At 68.1% G+C, this 16642-nt stretch carries 19 protein-coding genes; 9 read left to right on the plus strand and 10 right to left on the minus strand.

The window, feature by feature from the left end; all coding sequences use genetic code 11:
* Nucleotides 1-45 precede the first annotated feature (45 nt).
* Both menE and BVC93_RS05335 read left to right on the plus strand, forming a co-directional pair.
* Nucleotides 46-1128 carry an o-succinylbenzoate--CoA ligase gene (menE, locus tag BVC93_RS05330; protein ID WP_442929021.1) on the plus strand — a complete coding sequence of 361 codons (1083 nt, stop codon included), beginning with the start codon at nt 46-48 and terminating at the stop codon, nt 1126-1128.
* A gap of 17 nt (nt 1129-1145) precedes the next feature.
* Nucleotides 1146-1760: a pyridoxamine 5'-phosphate oxidase family protein gene (locus BVC93_RS05335; RefSeq protein WP_083740814.1), complete on the plus strand. Its 615-nt coding sequence runs from the start codon at nt 1146-1148 to the stop codon at nt 1758-1760.
* On the opposite strand, the gene BVC93_RS05340 is transcribed toward BVC93_RS05335, so the two are convergent.
* Nucleotides 1748-2104, minus strand: coding sequence for a DoxX family protein (locus tag BVC93_RS05340; protein WP_083736262.1), 357 nt, complete (start codon nt 2102-2104; stop codon nt 1748-1750). The two genes, BVC93_RS05335 and BVC93_RS05340, sit on opposite strands and share 13 nt — an antisense overlap.
* A gap of 66 nt (nt 2105-2170) precedes the next feature.
* On the opposite strand from BVC93_RS05340, the gene BVC93_RS05345 reads away from it, so the two are divergent.
* Nucleotides 2171-2959, plus strand: a complete 789-nt coding sequence (locus BVC93_RS05345; RefSeq protein WP_083736263.1) for a sigma-70 family RNA polymerase sigma factor — start codon at nt 2171-2173, stop codon at nt 2957-2959.
* Between the two features lie 59 nt (nt 2960-3018).
* Nucleotides 3019-3837: an LLM class F420-dependent oxidoreductase gene (locus tag BVC93_RS05350; protein WP_083736264.1), complete on the plus strand. Its 819-nt coding sequence runs from the start codon at nt 3019-3021 to the stop codon at nt 3835-3837.
* Here the strand turns inward: BVC93_RS05350 and BVC93_RS05355 are convergent.
* Together BVC93_RS05355 and BVC93_RS05360 are read right to left on the minus strand one after the other, a co-directional pair.
* Entirely contained in the window at nt 3830-4156 is a 327-nt protein-coding gene (locus BVC93_RS05355) for a branched-chain amino acid transporter permease (protein WP_083736265.1), read from the minus strand. The genes BVC93_RS05350 and BVC93_RS05355 overlap by 8 nt on opposite strands.
* On the minus strand, nt 4149-4805 hold the full coding sequence (locus BVC93_RS05360; RefSeq protein WP_083736266.1) for an AzlC family ABC transporter permease: 657 nt from the start codon (nt 4803-4805) through the stop codon (nt 4149-4151). Before BVC93_RS05360 ends, BVC93_RS05355 begins: the two co-directional genes overlap by 8 nt.
* 73 nt (nt 4806-4878) lie before the next feature.
* Here BVC93_RS05360 and BVC93_RS05365 point away from each other — a divergent pair, with 73 nt between their 5' ends.
* Nucleotides 4879-6222, plus strand: coding sequence for a hypothetical protein (locus BVC93_RS05365; protein WP_083740815.1), 1344 nt, complete (start codon nt 4879-4881; stop codon nt 6220-6222).
* Here the strand turns inward: BVC93_RS05365 and BVC93_RS05370 are convergent.
* The 5 genes from BVC93_RS05370 to BVC93_RS05390 all read right to left on the minus strand — a co-directional run bounded on the left by BVC93_RS05370 (nt 6148) and on the right by BVC93_RS05390 (nt 9773).
* Nucleotides 6148-6642 (minus strand): hypothetical protein, encoded by a 495-nt coding sequence (locus BVC93_RS05370; protein ID WP_083736267.1) that lies wholly within the window; start codon nt 6640-6642, stop codon nt 6148-6150. The genes BVC93_RS05365 and BVC93_RS05370 overlap by 75 nt on opposite strands.
* Nucleotides 6639-7733 (minus strand): molybdopterin-dependent oxidoreductase, encoded by a 1095-nt coding sequence (locus BVC93_RS05375; protein WP_083736268.1) that lies wholly within the window; start codon nt 7731-7733, stop codon nt 6639-6641. Before BVC93_RS05375 ends, BVC93_RS05370 begins: the two co-directional genes overlap by 4 nt.
* Nucleotides 7734-7838: 105 nt before the next feature.
* A complete protein-coding gene (locus BVC93_RS05380) occupies nt 7839-8474 on the minus strand; it encodes a class I SAM-dependent methyltransferase (RefSeq protein ID WP_083736269.1) in 636 nt (211 codons plus the stop codon).
* A 1-nt stretch (nt 8475) separates the two neighbouring features.
* The gene (locus tag BVC93_RS05385; RefSeq protein ID WP_083736270.1) at nt 8476-9123 is read right to left on the minus strand and encodes a TIGR04282 family arsenosugar biosynthesis glycosyltransferase; all 648 of its coding nucleotides are present in this window, start codon (nt 9121-9123) and stop codon (nt 8476-8478) included.
* Entirely contained in the window at nt 9120-9773 is a 654-nt protein-coding gene (locus tag BVC93_RS05390) for a glycosyltransferase family 2 protein (RefSeq protein ID WP_083736271.1), read from the minus strand. The genes BVC93_RS05385 and BVC93_RS05390 overlap by 4 nt, the downstream gene beginning before the upstream one ends.
* Nucleotides 9774-9890: 117 nt before the next feature.
* Here BVC93_RS05390 and BVC93_RS05395 point away from each other — a divergent pair, with 117 nt between their 5' ends.
* Together BVC93_RS05395 and BVC93_RS05400 are read left to right on the plus strand one after the other, a co-directional pair.
* A complete protein-coding gene (locus BVC93_RS05395; RefSeq protein ID WP_083736272.1) occupies nt 9891-10595 on the plus strand; it encodes a response regulator transcription factor in 705 nt (234 codons plus the stop codon).
* Nucleotides 10582-11610: a sensor histidine kinase gene (locus BVC93_RS05400; RefSeq protein WP_083736273.1), complete on the plus strand. Its 1029-nt coding sequence runs from the start codon at nt 10582-10584 to the stop codon at nt 11608-11610. Before BVC93_RS05395 ends, BVC93_RS05400 begins: the two co-directional genes overlap by 14 nt.
* A 32-nt stretch (nt 11611-11642) precedes the next feature.
* Here BVC93_RS05400 and BVC93_RS05405 read toward each other — a convergent pair whose 3' ends face one another.
* The gene (locus BVC93_RS05405; RefSeq protein WP_236950254.1) at nt 11643-12959 is read right to left on the minus strand and encodes an aspartate aminotransferase family protein; all 1317 of its coding nucleotides are present in this window, start codon (nt 12957-12959) and stop codon (nt 11643-11645) included.
* Between the two features lie 107 nt (nt 12960-13066).
* On the opposite strand from BVC93_RS05405, the gene BVC93_RS05410 reads away from it, so the two are divergent.
* Both BVC93_RS05410 and BVC93_RS05415 read left to right on the plus strand, forming a co-directional pair.
* Nucleotides 13067-14083, plus strand: coding sequence for a phosphotransferase enzyme family protein (locus tag BVC93_RS05410; RefSeq protein ID WP_083736274.1), 1017 nt, complete (start codon nt 13067-13069; stop codon nt 14081-14083).
* 33 nt (nt 14084-14116) lie between these two features.
* Complete coding sequence (locus BVC93_RS05415; protein WP_192860204.1) at nt 14117-15469, plus strand: FAD-dependent oxidoreductase; 1353 nt, start codon at nt 14117-14119, stop codon at nt 15467-15469.
* On the opposite strand, the gene BVC93_RS05420 is transcribed toward BVC93_RS05415, so the two are convergent.
* Nucleotides 15424-16539, minus strand: coding sequence for an NAD(P)H-dependent flavin oxidoreductase (locus BVC93_RS05420; RefSeq protein ID WP_083736276.1), 1116 nt, complete (start codon nt 16537-16539; stop codon nt 15424-15426). The two genes, BVC93_RS05415 and BVC93_RS05420, sit on opposite strands and share 46 nt — an antisense overlap.
* Between the last annotated feature and the right edge of the window lie 103 nt (nt 16540-16642).

Genomic DNA, 16642 nt, shown 5'->3' on the forward strand with positions numbered 1-16642 from the left:
CTCGACGTCACCACCGGCGCCGCGCTGATCCCCGATCTCGAGCGGGTGCTCGCCGGAAGCGGCGACGCCCTCCTGCCGGTGCCGGCAGGTGATGCCAGGCAGTCGGAGCTGCTGCGGACCGCGCTGCGTGCCGGACAGGAGATCGACGACGACGTCGCCCTCGTCGTTGCCACGTCCGGGACCACCGGCGTCCCGAAAGGCGCGATGCTGTCCGCGGCAGCACTGACCGCGAGCGCCACCGCCACCGCGGCCCGGATCGGCGGTCCCGGCACGTGGCTGCTGGCACTGCCCGCCTATCACGTCGCCGGGCTGCAGGTGTTGGTGCGCAGTGTCCTGGCAGGCACCACGCCGGTGGAGTTGGACGTGACGCACGGTTTCGACGTCACCGCACTGCCGTCGGCCGTCGCCGCCATGGGGACCGGGCGCCGCTACACGTCGCTGGTGGCCGCGCAACTGGCCAAGGCGTTGGCCGATCCGGCGGCCACCGAGGCACTGGCATCGTTGGACACCGTCCTGCTGGGCGGGGGACCCGCCCCGGCGCCGATCTTGAAAGCTGCTGCGGCAGCAAGCATCTCAGTGGTGAAGACATACGGCTCCAGTGAGACCTCCGGTGGCTGCGTCTACGACGGCGTGCCGCTGGACGGCGTGCTGGTGAAGATCGAGGACGGCCGGGTGGTGCTCGGCGGGCCGACTCTGGCCGCGGGGTACCGCAATGTGCCCGACGACGATCCGTTCGCCGAACCCGGCTGGTTCCGCACCGACGACGCCGGAGTGCTACAGGACGGGGTGCTGCAGGTGGTGGGTCGCATCGACGAGGCCATCAGCACCGGAGGGCTGACCATCCTGCCGCAACCCGTCGAAGCCGTGCTGCTGACCCATCCCGCCGTGTCCGACGCCGCGATCTTCGGTCTGCCCGATGACCGGCTGGGCCAGCGGGTGGTGGCGGCCGTCGTCCCCAACGGAACCGCACCCAGCCTCGAAGACCTGCGCGTGCACGTCGGGCAGTCCCTGGACCCGACGGCAGCCCCACGGGAGCTGCACGTGCTGGCCGAATTGCCCCGCCGCGGTATCGGCAAGCTGGACAGACGCGCGCTGGCGGCGAGGTACGGACCTGTCGGGCGCACCTGAGGCGCATGATGGGAACCATGCGCCGTGAAGTCAGCACCGTCGACGAACTCCGCGCGATCGTCGGCGAACCGATCGAAGCCGTCAAGAAGAAGGTCAGCCCCAAGCTGGCCCCCATCCACCGCGACTGGCTGGCACACTCGCCGCTGGGCTTCGTGGCCACCACCGACGCCGATGGCAACATCGACGTCTCCCCCAAGGGCGACCCCCCTGGCTTCGTACACGTCATCGACGACACCACCATCGCGATCCCGGAACGCCCCGGCAACAAGCGCGTCGACGGCTACCTCAACGTGTTGCAGCGCCCCCGCGCCGGAACACTGTTCCTGGTGCCCGGGCGCGGCGACACCCTGCGCATCAACGGCGCCGCCACCGTGGTGGCCGATGCCGACTACTTCGACACCATGATCGTCGCGGGCAAGCGGCCCATCCTGGCGCTGGAGATCGCCATCGAAGAGGTGTTCTTCCACTGCGCCAAGGCTTTTCTGCGCTCCGACACCTGGAAGCCGGACACCTGGCGACCTGACGCGCTGCCCAGCGTGGCACAGATGGTCAAGGCGATGGACGCGGGCCTGAGCCTGGCCGAACTGGAAGCGCGCTTCAACGAAGACAGCATGCGCACTCAGTTGTACTGAGCGCCTGTGAGTCCCAGCGTCGCGACGGCCAGCAGCAGGTAGGCCAGCGGGAAACCCAGGTTGTGCAGCACCCGGGTCTTGACGTGCACGGCCACTGCGCCGACGAAGAACACCACCAAACCCGTTGCGGCAGCCAGGCCTATCTCCGGTGGCCCCACCAGACCGACGATCAGGCCCACACCCCCTGCGGCTTTGCACAGCGCCAACGGTGTGATCCACCTCGTGGCAACACCGACTTCCGCCGAGTTGGCCAGCACGAACGGTGCCCGGGCCAGATCAGCCGCGGCGATGCCGATGTTCGCGGCGGCGGTCAACAATGTGACCACCAGGGTTAGAGTCGTCATGGTTCTCCTCGGATGGCACTGCGTGTGGTGACCTGTTGACGTCCGAGCAGTCGAAAAGGTGACACTGTGCAGCTCACAGCCGTATTCGAAGAGAACCGGGCGCACCTGCTCGCGGTGGCCCGCCGGATCCTCGGCAACGTCCACGACGCCGAGGACGCGGTGCAGCAGGCCTGGCTCAAGGCGGCGGGTGCCGACCTGAGCGCGGTGGCCAACCCACCGGGGTGGCTGACCACCGTGGTGAGCCGGGAATGCCTGGACATGTTGCGGCAGCGACGTTGTGAGCATGTTCTCGACGATGAGATCGTGGTGTGGGACAGCGACGTCACCGATCTGGACGAGGTGAGCACCGCGATGTCGGTGCTCATGGAACTGCTGTCCCCCGCTCAACGAGTCGCCTTCGTCCTGCACGACCTGTTCGGGATGCCGTTCACCGCCGTCGCTGCCGCCCTGGGCACCACCCCCGCAGCGGCCAGGCAACTGGCCAGCCGAGCCCGCCGGGCAGTGCGGGGTGCTGCCGCTCCTCGCGGCGACCGCGTTCTGGCCGAGGCGTTCCTGACCGCCTCGCGCGACGGCGACATCCCGACGCTGCTGCACGTGCTGGCACCCGATGTGGTGCGGCGGGTGGACGCCCTGCTGGTGCCCCCGGGTGTGCCCACCGAGGTGCGGGGGGCGCGCGCGGTGGCCGAGGAGACGCGGGCGTTCGCGGTGCGGGCACGAGCCGGAGTGGTGGTCGAATTCGGCGGCGCGCCGGTGATCGCACTGATGTCCGGCGGACGGGCGCGCATCGTGATCCGGCTGACGTTCGGGGCCGGCCGGATCACCGTCGTCGACATCCGACCGACGTCGGCGGAATAACTCGCCGGTGTTCGAACTTGCCTACTCAGGAGAACCCGCCAGCCCCGAGGAGATGCACCATGTCCCGACCCGTCCGGATCGGCGTCCAGATAACCCCGGGCGGAATGCCCGACTACCGCACGTGGCGGCAGGCGATTCTGCATGCCGAGGAGTTGGGGGCCGACGTCATCCTCGGGTACGACCACTTCCAGGTGCCGAAAATCGAGGGCATCGTCGACGGTAAGCCCGTCATGGCCGAGATACAGCCGGATGCACCGAACTTCGAGGGCTGGACGGCGTTGGCGTCCTGGGGTGAGATCACCACTCGTGCGGAGATCGGTCTGCTGGTCACCGGCATCGGCTACCGCAACCCTGACCTGCTCGCCGACATGGCCCGCACCGTCGATCACATCAGCGGCGGCCGCCTCATCCTCGGGGTCGGCGCGGGATGGTACGAAAACGACTACACCTCATACGGTTACGACTTCGGCACCGTCAAATCGCGGATGGATCTCTTCGACGAGGGCCTGTTGCGCATCGAAAGCCGCCTGGCGCAACTCAACCCGCCGCCGGTGCGCAAGATCCCGGTGCTGATCGGCGGGGCGGGCTTCAAACGCACCCTGCCCGCGGTGGCCAGGCACGCCGACATCTGGCATGCGTTCCTGCCGATCGAGCTGTACCGCGAGGCCACCGCCCGTGTCGCCGAGCTGGCCGTCGGCTTCGGCCGTGCCGACTCCGACATCGAACGGTCGGTGACGTGGAAGGACGAGGACAGCGCCGAGCAGTTCGCCGACGCCGGGGCCAGCCTGTTTCTGACCGACATCCACCCCACCGACGCCGGCTACGACTTCTCCACCTTGGAGACGGTGCTCAAGTGGCGGGCCAACCGGGCTAGGTGAACGCCGTCATCAGCGCCACATAGGTGGCGGTGCCCACCAGGATCGACAGCAGCGCCTGCCGGCGCCACAGGTGCAGGCCGGCCGTCACGGCCACCCCGACCGTCAGGAACCACAGTTCGGTTCCGGTCGCGCCGGGTGCCCCGCGCAGGGTGTAGACAGCCAGCATCACCATGATGCCCACCGGCATGTGCACGCTGAGGTGGCGCACCACGGCGCTGTGCCGCATGGGTGCCAGCACCACGAACGGCAGGGCCCGCAGCGCCCACGTCACCGCCGCGCTGACACCGACCAGCAGCGCAATGTAGGAGTTGTCAGGCATCTCGCCACTTCCGGAGCAGCAGCACCACGGTGAACGCGGCGAACGCGCACACCAGCAGCTGGCCGGGCACCAACACCCAGGCCAGGACCGCACACCCGGCGGCGCTGAGCGCGGTCAGCGGGTCGGGCCGCTGCCGGTAGGCGTCGATGGCCAAGACGATGAACAACGCCGTCAAGGCGAAGTCGAGGCCTTTGAGCCGTTCGATGGGCAACGCCTCCCCCACCAGGCCGCCCAGCGTCGCACCGGTCACCCACAGCAGCTGAAAGCACACCTGCATGAACAGGATCTGCCTGCTGCCCCAGTGCCGCGCCTCCGGGCTCACCCCCACGGCGTACGCCTCGTCGGAGAGCGTGTAGGTGCTGTAGAGCTTGCCGCCGAGTCCGCGCACCCGCTGCAGCGGGAAGGACAGCGCGTAGAAGACGTGGCGGGCGTTGACGACGAACGTGGTGAGCGCAACGGTGGCGACGGGAGCGGCGGCCGCAGCGAGCCCAACCATCAAGAACTCCAGTGAGCCGGCGTAGATGACCGCGGCGAACGTCGGCGCCCACCACCAGTCCAGCCCCGCGTGCACCACCACGAATCCCAGCGCCATACCCAGCGGGATGAAGGCCAGTCCGATCGGCGCCGACAGCGCCAGCACCTGCCGCATCCCGACAGTCTGCGACACGAGGTCATCAAACCGTCAGACCGGGTACCTCGCCCGCCGCCTAGGGTGGGTGGATGTGAGAACCCATCGCCGCGAGTTCGTCGCCGTGGGTCTGGCCGTCCTCCTGGTGGTCGCCGCGTTCGTCGTACCGAAACTCGACCTGGGTATCGTCACCCCGCTGATCAACGCCGACGCCGAGCGCTTCGAGGCATTTGCCGGGGCCGCCCCCATCTTCGGATGGTGGAACGCCCACGTCGGGTGGGGCACCGTGCCGGCGGTGTTCATAGGTGGCGCGGCGGTGTTGTGGGGGTCCGCCGTGGCCGCACGGCTGAGTTTCCGGATGCTGCTGTGGGTGACGTGGGCGGTGTCGGCGTGCTGGGCATTCTCGTTGGCCATGATCGACGGCTGGCAGCGCGGTTTCGCCGGCCGGCTGACGGCACACCACGAATACCTGCGTCAGGTCCCCACTGTCGACGACATACCGTATGCGGTAAGAACTTTCGCCAGCAGAATCATCGACTACCAACCCGACTCGTGGATGACGCACGTCTCCGGTCACCCGCCGGGTGCGCTGCTGACGTTCGTGTGGCTGGACCGGATCGGGTTGGGCGGCGGTGCGTGGGCCGGCTTGTTCTGCCTGTTGATCGGCGCCTCGGCGGCGGCGGCGATTCTGATTGCGGTGCGGGCACTCTCAGGTGAAGAGCTGGCGCGGGCCGCCGCACCGTTTGTGGCGGTGGCGCCGACGGCCATCTGGATCGCGGTGTCGGCCGACGGGTACTTCGCCGGTGTGGCGGCGTGGGGTATCGCTTGTCTGGCATTGGCAGTGCGTTCTTCAGCGTGGTTCGCGGTGCCCGCCGGCCTGCTGCTGGGCTGGGCGATCTTCCTGAACTACGGCCTGGGATTGATCGGATTGCCTGCGGTGGCCGTGCTGATCTGCGCTTCGTCGTGGCGCTCGGCAGGCAAGGTGCTCGGTGTCGCGGCGGCTTGCGCGCTGGTGGTGGTCGGGGTGTTCCATGCCGCCGGCTTCTGGTGGTTCGATGGTTATCACGCCGTGCAGGAACGGTATTGGCAAGGCATCGCGCTGGATCGGCCGTTCCAGTACTGGGGCTGGGCCAACCTGGCGTCGACGGTGTGCGCCATCGGGTTGGGCAGCGTGGCAGGAGTGTCGCGGGCGTTTTCACTACCCGCTGTGCGGCAGCGGTCCGGCATCCACCTGCTGGTGCTGGCGGCGCTGCTGGCCATCCTGTGTGCCGACCTGAGCATGCTGAGCAAGGCCGAGACCGAGCGGATCTGGCTGGGCTTCATGGTGTGGCTGACGGCGGCGCCGGCATTGTTGCCCGTCGCGTCACGACGATGGTGGTTGGCGGCCAACGTCGTCGGAGCCCTTCTGCTCAACCACCTCATCCTCACCAACTGGTAGGGATTTCGGCGTGATTTCGGTCGCTGAGCGGTTGGAAACACGCCGAAATCCCAGGAAAAGCAGGGTGACGAGCCAGGTGGCGGCCAAGGCGAGCCACAGCCCCAGCGGGTAATCACGATCCAGCACCGTGGGATTCGACGGCCTCGCGCCGGGGCGGTCGAACACCGGCACCGCCAGCAGCACCAACACCACGCTGACCAACCCGGCCACCCCCACCGGCGCCCACCATGTGCGCGGCAACACCCGCCTACCCGCACCACCCAGCATGGCCACCAGCGGCGCAAACACGAAGTCGTGCAACAACACCCCGGCCGCGGCCCACACCACGATGCGCAGCAGCGTCGGCCACGGGTTGTCGAACAGCAACAGCGCACCGTAGCCGATGAGGCCCAGCCCGACGGCACCCAGGACCAACCTCACGACACCACCTCGATGCGGGTCAGCCACTTCGTCTGCAGCACACCGGGCCTGGATGGGGCGATCAAGCGGCAGGGATAACCGTGATCGATGTCGAGGGTCTGCCCGTTGAGTTTCAGAGCAATCAACGTCGACTCGTCGCGGGCATGGCGGGCGGGCAGCACGGTCCGCGAATACGGGCCGGGACGTTCCAGCGAGATCATCCGGACATCGGCATCGGAGGCAGCTCCCACCACGGCGAGCAGCTCAGCCAGCACCACTCCGGTCCACTCGGCGTCGCGGCTCCAGCCCTCGACGCAGGCTATCGGCAGCCGGCGAGTGGTCTGTGGCAGCGCCCCCAACTCGTCGACAGTGAACGTCCTGCTCGCCGACGTGGTGGCGACGGTAAGCCGGTACTCGGCTGCCCGGGCCGTCTCGACCACCCCCGCCTGCACCGCAGACCTGTTGATCGCCAAACCCTGTGGTCCGTCACCGGTGCGCGGCGCCAACACCGAGACCCGACTCAACCACGGCACCGTCTGCCCGACGGTCGCCACCGTGGCCACCCCGGCGGCGACCCAGGTGCCGCGCAGCACCGTGCGCCGGGACGGACCCGTGGCGGGCAGACCGAAGTCCACGGGTTTGTCGAAAGCCTCGCGGATGACGGGTATCTTGACCGCGACGTGCAGCAGAACCGAGCCGAACACCACGTAGGACATCGCGTAATGCACTGTGGTGAAGAAAAATCCGAACGCATACCACTGCGCGATGTTCATCAGCCCGGTGACAACCTGGAAGATCATCGACGCGACGAGTACCAGGATCGAGCCCCGCTCCAACAGATGCAGCGGTGACCGGATCACCGGGCGTTCAAACAGCTTGGGCCACACCGACCACAGCTTGACGATCAGCAGCGGCACCGCCGCGATGCCGGTGGCCACGTGCAGTCCCTGGGTGAACCGGTACAGCCACACCGGGCTGGCGGGCCAGAAGAACCACGGTTGCGGGTGCTGGATCAGATGGCTGATCAATCCGGTGAGGAAGCAGATCCCCACGGCCGTGCCGAGCCACACCCCCACTCGGGCGGTGACGGCGGGACCTCGCACAGTGCTCATACCGTTCAGTGCGCCGACAACGCCCGACCGTTACGCGCCGAGCATGCGCTCTGATACGAACGAGCCCGGCCCAGTGCGGACAGCCGCGTGCGCCCGGCCACCGCGTCAGGCCGCCAGCGCGGCGACCACCCGGTCGCCGATGGTGTGGATGCCGTCGAGCACCAACCCGACATCGGAGGCCAACTCGGCGGCGACGTCAGCCCCCACCCATGCCCAACGGAACCACGGCCCCACGGTGGTGCGGGTCTCCAACCGGATCCAGTCCACCTTCACCCCCTGGGTCCCGGGATCGAACTCGGCCAGGCACTGGCCACCCTGGCGCAGTAACTCCGCCGAGCGGCGCAGCACCCGCCACGGATCACCACCGAGCCCGACATTGCCGTCGGCGAGCAAGACGTTGTGCCAACGCCCCATCCCCGGCAGCGGACCGAACAGATCACGCTTGAGGGCCGGCGCACCATTGTCGCGGGCCAGTCCGATGGCCGTCGGCGAGACGTCCACCCCGAGGGCCGGAACCCCGCGCTGCACCAGATTGGACACCAATCGTCCTGGGCCACAACCCAGGTCGATGGTGGGTCCGTGACACAGGTCGAGCACGGCGTCGTCGAAGTGCGATTCGGCCCTGGATGCCTGCCTACCGCCGAGCCAGGTGTGCACCGGCAGCCGGTCGGTGCTGCCGTCATCATGTCGGATCCAGCACCGCTCACCGGACAGTGCCTGCTCGTAGAGCTTGCCGAACACCTCAGATCCCCACTGCCGCAAAATGACTGGACGCCGGACAGGCAGAGCGCACGGCGTCCAGATCAGCGAGGACGTCGACGTCGAGGAGCTCGGGCAGCAGTGTGACCTCCGTACCGCCGGCGAGCAGACCCGCCAATGTCAATGCACCCGTATCGGATTGCGACATCGGCACATCGGCCAGGAACGCGGCCGCAGCCGCCTCCTGCACCCCAAGCGCCCACCAGCCGCCGTCGCCGGCCAGCCCCAGCACCGCCCCACCCTCGAGCAGCCGTTGTGCGCACGACGTCAGCAGCTCGGCGCTGACCTGCGGGGTGTCCATTCCGATCTGCAACACCGGCAACCCGGTGAACGCGTCCTGGTGGGCAGACGCCAACCGCTGCGCAAACTCTTCACCGCGTTGCGGCACCACGGTGAATTCCGCCAGCCGGGAACCGATCTCGTCGGCGCGGGCGGCAAGGCTCAAATCACCGGTGAACGCCACCACCCGCGTGGTGACCGGTGCGGCCAGCACCGCGTCGAGGGTGTCCAGCAGGGCCGCGGCCGCGACGTCGGCGGCGGCCTCCGCACCGATCGAGGCCGCCAGACGGGTTTTTGCCAGACCGGGCACCGGGGCCTTGGCCACCACGAGCAACGTGACGGGCAGAGTCATGAAAGCACCTTCCAGAAGTCAACCGCGGCATGGACACTGCCCCTGACCGAACCGCTGACCTTCGACGTCCCACCGGTACGTGGCCCGTAGTCGACCTCCAGTTCGACCACCTGCCAGTTTGCCGCAGCGGCGCGAACCAGCAGTTCCAGCGGATACCCCGATCGCCGGTCTTGTACCCCGAGCCCCAGCAATGCCTCCCGGCGCACCGCCCGCATGGGCGCGATGTCGTGGACGGCGAGCCCGTGCCTGCGCCGCAGCCGGTGACACACCGCCGCCGTTCCCAGCCGGGCGTGCCACGGCCAGCGCAGCCCCGGCAGCGCCCGTCGTCGCCCCGTCGCCATGTCGGCACCGTCCAGTGCGGCCACCAGCCGCGGCAACTCCGCCGGATCCAGCGAGCCGTCGGCGTCGATCACCGTAACGATCTCGGTGTCGGCAGCTACTACACCGGCATGGACGGCAGATCCGTAACCCGGCACCCGCTCGGTGACCACCCTCGCACCGTGCGCACGCGCCACCTCCGCGGTGCCGTCGGTGCTGTTGTTGTCCACCACCAGTGCCCGATAACCCACCGGAATCGCAGCAAGCACGCCAGGCAGGGCCTCCGCCTCGTTGAGGCAGGGCAGCACCACTGTGACCGGACAGTCGGGCATGCCAACTGACGGTAGCAGCGCAACCGGAACCAATCCGGAGACCGGTCGGTGACGAATGAATTACATCAGCGCAGGTAGAAGAGTTTCGGATGTGAAGGAGTTGGCTACTTGGGAGCCATGGCAGCTCGCGTTCTGATCGCCGACGACGACGTTGTCGTCCGCGACGTCGTGCGCCGCTACCTGGAACGGGACGGCTTGATGGTGACGGTGGCCGACAACGGCACCGACGCCCTGCGCCTGCTGGGCATCGAACGGTTCGATGTCGCGGTGCTGGACGTGATGATGCCCGGGGTCGACGGCCTCACCCTGTGCCGCAGCCTGCGCAGAGCGGGCGACTTCAGCGTCCCGGTGATCCTGCTGACCGCGCTGGGTGAGGAGGAGGACCGCATCGCCGGTCTGGAAGCCGGCGCCGACGACTACGTGGTGAAACCGTTCAGTCCACGGGAGCTGGCGCTGCGGGTGCGCTCGGTCCTGCGTCGCGCGCCGTCGCCGCTGGGGGCGCTGCCGATGGACATCACGGTCGGTGATCTCACGGTGTCCTCGGCAGCACGCACCGTCAACGTCGACGGCACACCGGTGGGGCTGACCAACCGCGAGTTCGACCTGCTGATGTTCTTCCTCACGCATTCGGACACCGTCTTCACCCGCGAGCAGCTGCTCGAACGGGTGTGGCACTGGGATTACGGCGACCTGTCCACGGTGACGGTGCACGTCAAGAGACTGCGCTCCAAGCTCGGCAAGGAGCACCGGGTGCAGACGGTCTGGGGCCGCGGCTATCTGTGGCGCGGCTCCGACGAACAGGTGCCACATGCCGCCGGCTGACCTGATCGAGATCACCCTGCTCACCCTGGCTTGCTCGGCGCCGGTGGTGGCGATCGGCGGATTGATCATCCGCGTGGCACGCCACGTCTCGCTGGCCGTCAGCATGGTGGTGCTGGTGCTGATCCCCGTGGTGGCCACGTTCACCGGTGTGCTGGGCGCCAGCCGGTTCATGCTCAACGAGACGTTCGGCCAGACCGCGGTGGTGCTCGTGGTGGTGTCGGTGGTGACAGTGCCCGCCGCGGTGATGCTGGGCCGCTATCAAGCCCGGCGCACTGTGTGGGAACAGGAAGTCCGCGACACAGAACGCGCCGCCGAACAGTCGCGGCGCAAGTTGGTCGCCTTCGTCAGCCACGACCTGCGCACCCCGCTGGCCGGCATCCGCGCGGTGTCCGAAGCCATCGCCGACGGCGTGGTGAACGACCACGAGGTCCGCGAGCACGCCAAACACATCGAACAGGAGTCGATCCGACTGTCGGAGATGGTGGACGACCTGTTCGAGATGTCGAAGATCAATGCCGGCGCCGTCACCACGTCCGACGCGCTGGTGGCGCTCGACGAAGTGGTCGACGACGTGGTGGCCGCCCACCGGATCACCGCGGAGCGGGCCGGGGTGGCGTTGCACACCGATCTGCCGGGCACCCCGGTGACGGTGCTGGGCAGTGATCGCGCACTGGTGCGCGTGCTGTCCAATCTGGTGGCCAATGCGATCGCACACACGCCCTCCGGCGGCACCGTGACGCTGCAGTTGGGACGTGATGCCCAGGGCGCGTGGGCGCGGGTCGACGACACCGGTGTGGGTATCGACGACGCCGACCTCGCCAAGGTGTTCGACGTGGCCTACCGCGGGTCCAACGGCCGGGTACCGCGGGCTGATTCGCCACTGCCCAGTGGTTCGGGGCTGGGACTGGCCATCGCCGCCGGTCTGGTGGCCGCACATCACGGCACACTCTCGGCACACAATCTGGGTGGCGGAGCCCGTTTCGAGGTACGGCTACCCCTGGCCACACGGGACTAGCCGGTCTGCTCTGCCCGCCTGATACGCCACCGCTACCGAGCGACGGCGGCCTCGAACTCCGTACAGAACCAGTCCACATCCGCTGGCGAGAACACCAGCGGCGGACGGATTTTCAACACACTGCCGTCATGCCCGCAGACCGACAGCAGCACCCGTCGTTCCCGAAGCAGGTTGACCAGCCGACGCGCCCCGGCCCGGTCGGGCGCCTTGGTGTCCGGGTCGGTGACCAACTCCACCCCGATGTAGAGGCCGGCGCCCCGGACATCGCCGATACCCGGATGGTCGGCGGCGATGCGGGTGAGCTCGTTGCGCAGCAGGGCACCGGTGTTCTTCGCGTTGAGCATCAACTGTTCGTTCTCGATGACGTCGAGCACCGCAGCCGCAGCAGCCATGGACACCGGGTTACCGCCGAAGGTGTTGAAGTACGGCACTCCCACCGCGAACGACTTGAGGACATCCGAGCGTGCCGCCATGGCCGCCACCGGCATACCGTTGCCCATCGGCTTGCCGGTGGTCAGCAGGTCCGGGGTGACGCCGTGGCGCTGGAATCCCCACATCGCCTCGCCGGTGCGGGCGAACCCGGGCTGCACCTCGTCGGCGATGAACACGCCACCTCGTGCGCGCACCAGATCCACGGCCGGCTTGAGCACACCCGGGTCGGTGTAGATGCCGTCGGAGCTGAAGATGGTGTCGACGATCAGGCAGGACAGCCCGTAGCCGGCCTCGGCCAGCTCGTCGGCAGCAGCGGCGACGTCGGCGGCGAACGTCTGCGCGAGTTGCTCTTTCGGCACGCGGTAGCTGTCCGGCGGAGCCACCGTACGCACATGGGGGCCCAGCGTGGTGGCGCCGCCCAGCGACGGCGAGATGGCGGTGACGGCCGCGGTGTTTCCGTGGTAGGCGTCGGAGGTGATGATCACACCTGTTGCGCCGGTGTGCATTTCAGCCACGCGTAACGCCAGGTCGTTGACCTCGGAACCGGTGCAGGCATACATCACCTGGTCGATCTCGAAGCCACACGTGGCAAGCAGCCGCTCGGAGTACTCGACGATGTTCTGGTGCAGGTACCGGGTGTGGGTGTTCAGCATCGAAAGCTGGCGGGTGACGGCCTCCACCACGTGCGGGTGGCAGTGCCCCACGCTGGCGACGTTGTTGTAGGCGTCGAGGTAACGCTCTCCGTCGGCATCGAACAGATAGGCGCCCTGACCGCGCACCAGATGGACCGGCCGCTCGTAGAACAACCGGTACGCAGGCCCCAGCATCTTCTCGCGCGCGCTGATCAGCGGCTGCGGCTCACCATGGCCCGCCGAGTAGCTGTTGGAATCCATGATGTTGGAAAACGCGGTACTCATATCACCGTCAACGATGCCATCCCGTCCCGTACCCAGCGCGGGTAAGTACGTAATTCTGCCGGTGGCGCGCACATGCGGATGGACAGACCTTGGTGGACACTGTTGCGATGCCTGGACTTCCCCCGAACCACGAGGAGTTCGCCCGCGCAGCGCTGCCCGCCTACGGTCACCCGACCGACACCCCGCTGCGGCTGCTGAGCTTGTCGGAGAACGCCACCTATCTGGTGTGCGCCGACCAGCCCTGGGTGCTGCGCGTGCACCGGCCGGGCTACCACTCGCTGGAGGCCATTCGCTCGGAGCTGAGCTGGATGGCGGCCCTGCGCGCACAGACCTCGGTTGTGACGCCGACCCTGATTCCCGCCGCTGACGGCGCCGACGTCGTGGAGATCAGCGTCGACGGCGTCCCCCTGCACGTCGACGCGGTGTCCTACATTCCGGGCTGCACAGCCGAGGACAAGCCCGACGCCGTGGGCTTCGACCAGCTGGGCCGGCTGACCGCCGCGATGCACAACCACGTCGAGAGCTGGGAGGCGCCGGAGTTCTTCACCCGGTTTCGCTGGGACCTGGAGACCACCGTCAGTCCGATCGCCCGCTGGGGCAACTGGCGCGACGCACCCAATCTCACCGACGCCGACGCAGGAATCATCGGGTTGGCCGTCGAGCAGATCATCGAGAAGCTCACCGAATTCGGCACCGGTGCGGACCGTTTCGGCCTGGTACACGCAGATCTGCGGATGGCGAACCTGATGGTGGACCCCGATGACCCGGCGGCTCCCATCACCGTGATCGACTTCGACGACTGCGGCTGGTCCTGGCATCTGGCCGATCTGGGCGCGGTGGTCAGCTTCATCGAGGACACCCCCGACGCCGAGCGCATCATCGCCGACTGGCTGCGCGGCTACCGCTCGGTGCGCGAGCTGCCCGACGAACACCTGGCGTTGGTCCCGACGTTCGTGATGCTGCGACGCGTGATGCTCTCGGCGTGGATCGGTACCCACGCCGATGCCGACACCGCGATCACTCTGGCCCCGACCTTCGCCGCGGGCACCGCAGCGCTGGCCCGGCGGTATCTCGACGACGAGTCCTGGCTGGCCGAGTCGATGTGGAGTAGTCCACTACGCTAGGCCGCTTCCTGGGCTCGGCCGAGACTGGCCGGCATGGGGGAACATGCCGTCGTCCTGGGTGCCAGTGTTTCCGGCCTGCTGGCCGCTCGTGTGCTGTCGGAGTTCTACGACCGGGTGACGGTGGTGGAACGCGACGTGCTGCCCGACGGCGACGAGCATCGCCGCGGCGTGCCTCAGAGTCGTCATGTCCACGCCCTGCTGGCCAGTGGTTCGACGGCCATCGAGGAACTGTTCCCCGGCATCCTCGACGAGCTGGCTGCCGACGGCGCCGCGGTACTCAACGAACTCTGTGACTTCTGGCAGGTGCTCAACGGCCAGAGCCTGCGCCGGCAGTCCGGGGAGTTCACCCACCGGCTGCTGGTCTACCAGTCGAACCGACCGTTCCTGGAAGACCACATTCGGCGGCGGGTCCGGCCCATGGTGACAATGCTCGACGGCCATGACGTGGTGAAGCTGGTCGCCGACGGGCAGCGGATCACCGGCGTGCAGGTGGCGCCCCACGGCGGCGGAACGGGTGTCGACCTGGCCGCCGACCTGGTGATCGACGCCACCGGCCGCGGGTCGCGCACACCGGCGTTCCTGGCGGACCTCGGGTACGGGCGGCCCCGCGAGATCGGCACGAGGGTGCGGCTGGCGTACGCCAGTCAGTTGGTGCGGATCCCCGCCCCCGCGCCGCCGAGCAAGATGTTCCTGGTGGGCACCGCACCGGGGCGACCCACCGGCGGAGCAATGGCATTGTGCGAGAACGACACCTGGTTGCTCACGGCCGCCGGAATAGCCGGCCACGAGCCGCCCACCGACTGGGATGGGCTGCTGGCATTCACCGCAACGTGGGCCCCGCCGCCGATGATGCAGGCACTCGGACGCGCTGAGCCCGTCGGCGAACCCGCCCGCTACCGGTACGCGATGACACAACGGCGACGTTACGACAAGATGCGCCGCTTTCCCGAGGGTCTGGTGGTGATCGGCGACGCCGTCTGCAGCTTCAATCCGGCCTACGGGCAGGGTATGTCGGTGTCGGCGCTCGAAGCGCTGGCGTTGCGGCGATGCCTTCTCGAGGGCCCTGCCCGGCTGGGCCCGCGCTTCTTCGCCGCGACGGTCAAGATCGTCGACAACGTCTGGCAGATCTCCACCGGAGCCGATCTGGCCGTGCCCGAGGTACCGGGCCGACGGACGCCGGCGACCAGGCTGGCCGGCTGGTACACCAACCGGGTCATCGCCCGGTGTCCGTCCGATCTTGTGGTGCACGAGCAGTTCGTTCGCGTGACACAACTCGTCGACCCGGCGACGGCGCTGTTTGCACCCGCGATTCTGCGCCGGGTTCTGCGACCCGGGCGCGTTCAGTCCGCCAGCGAAGCGCCCAGCCGTTCTGCTGCGGCCACGTAATCCTCGATGAACTCGAGCACCACTTCACGGGCCGGCTTGACCTTGTTCATCAGGCCCACACCCTGGCCGACGAAGTAGGTGGCCAGGGCCTGGGCACCGGGATGTCCTTGGGCGGCAAGCTTGTCCACGCGGCGCAGAACCGGCTCGACGAGCATGTTCTGCAGCGGTAGCGGCAGCGTCTGCTGCTTGTCGGGCCCCCAGGCCGCGGTCCAGTCCGACACCAGTTGACGGGCGGGCTTGCCGGTGCGACCCGTCGAACGCACGGTGTCACGCGACGACGCGGCCAGCATCTTCTGGACGGTGTACGGCGCGGTCTCGGCCTCCTCGGTGGTCAACCACACCGATCCCGTCCACGCGCCCGCGGCACCCATCGCCACGCAGGCGGCCATCTGACGTCCCGTCACGATGCCGCCGGCAGCGAGAACGGGGATGCCGCTGCCCTCGATCGCCTCCAGCACCTCGGGGACCAGGACCAGGGTGGATACCTCACCACAGTGCCCGCCGGCCTCGGTGCCCTGGGCGATGATCACGTCCACCCCGGCTTTGACCTGCTTGATGGCGTGTTCCTTGGCGCCCACCAGTGCGGCGACAGGAACGCCGCTGCCGGCGCCGGCCTCGATCATGTAGGCGGGCGGGACGCCGAGCGCGTTGGCCATCATCTTGATCGGGTGTTTGAGGGCCACGTCCAGCAGTTGCTCGCCGGTGTCACCAGACAGGTTCGAGCCACCGTGGCGCGGCCGCTCGTCGACCGGAATATCGTGGGCGGCAAGCAGTTCGGTGACAAACGTGCGGTACTCGGCGGGAATCCGGTCGACCAGCTGCCCGGTGGACAACGACTCGCCCTTGCCTTCGAACTTGGCGGGCACGATGATGTCGACACCATAGGGCTTGCCCTTGACCTCGGCGTCGATCCAGGCGAGTTCTCGTTCGAGCTGCTCTGGCGTGAACGCGGTGCCGCCGAGCACTCCGAAGCCCCCGGCGTTGGTCACCGCCGCCACCACGTCGCGGCAGTGGCTGAACGCGAACAGCGGGAAGTCGATGCCGAAGCGATCGCAGATCGGAGTCTTCACCCGATCAGTATTGCCATCCTGAGTTGACAGCTGTCAAGTGGGGTGAGTCACAGCGAGACAGAGCTCAGTCGAGAAGATCCCGCGAATTTCTCGACTGAGCTCC

This window comes from Mycobacterium sp. MS1601, from assembly GCF_001984215.1.
In the GTDB taxonomy this organism is placed as follows: domain Bacteria; phylum Actinomycetota; class Actinomycetes; order Mycobacteriales; family Mycobacteriaceae; genus Mycobacterium.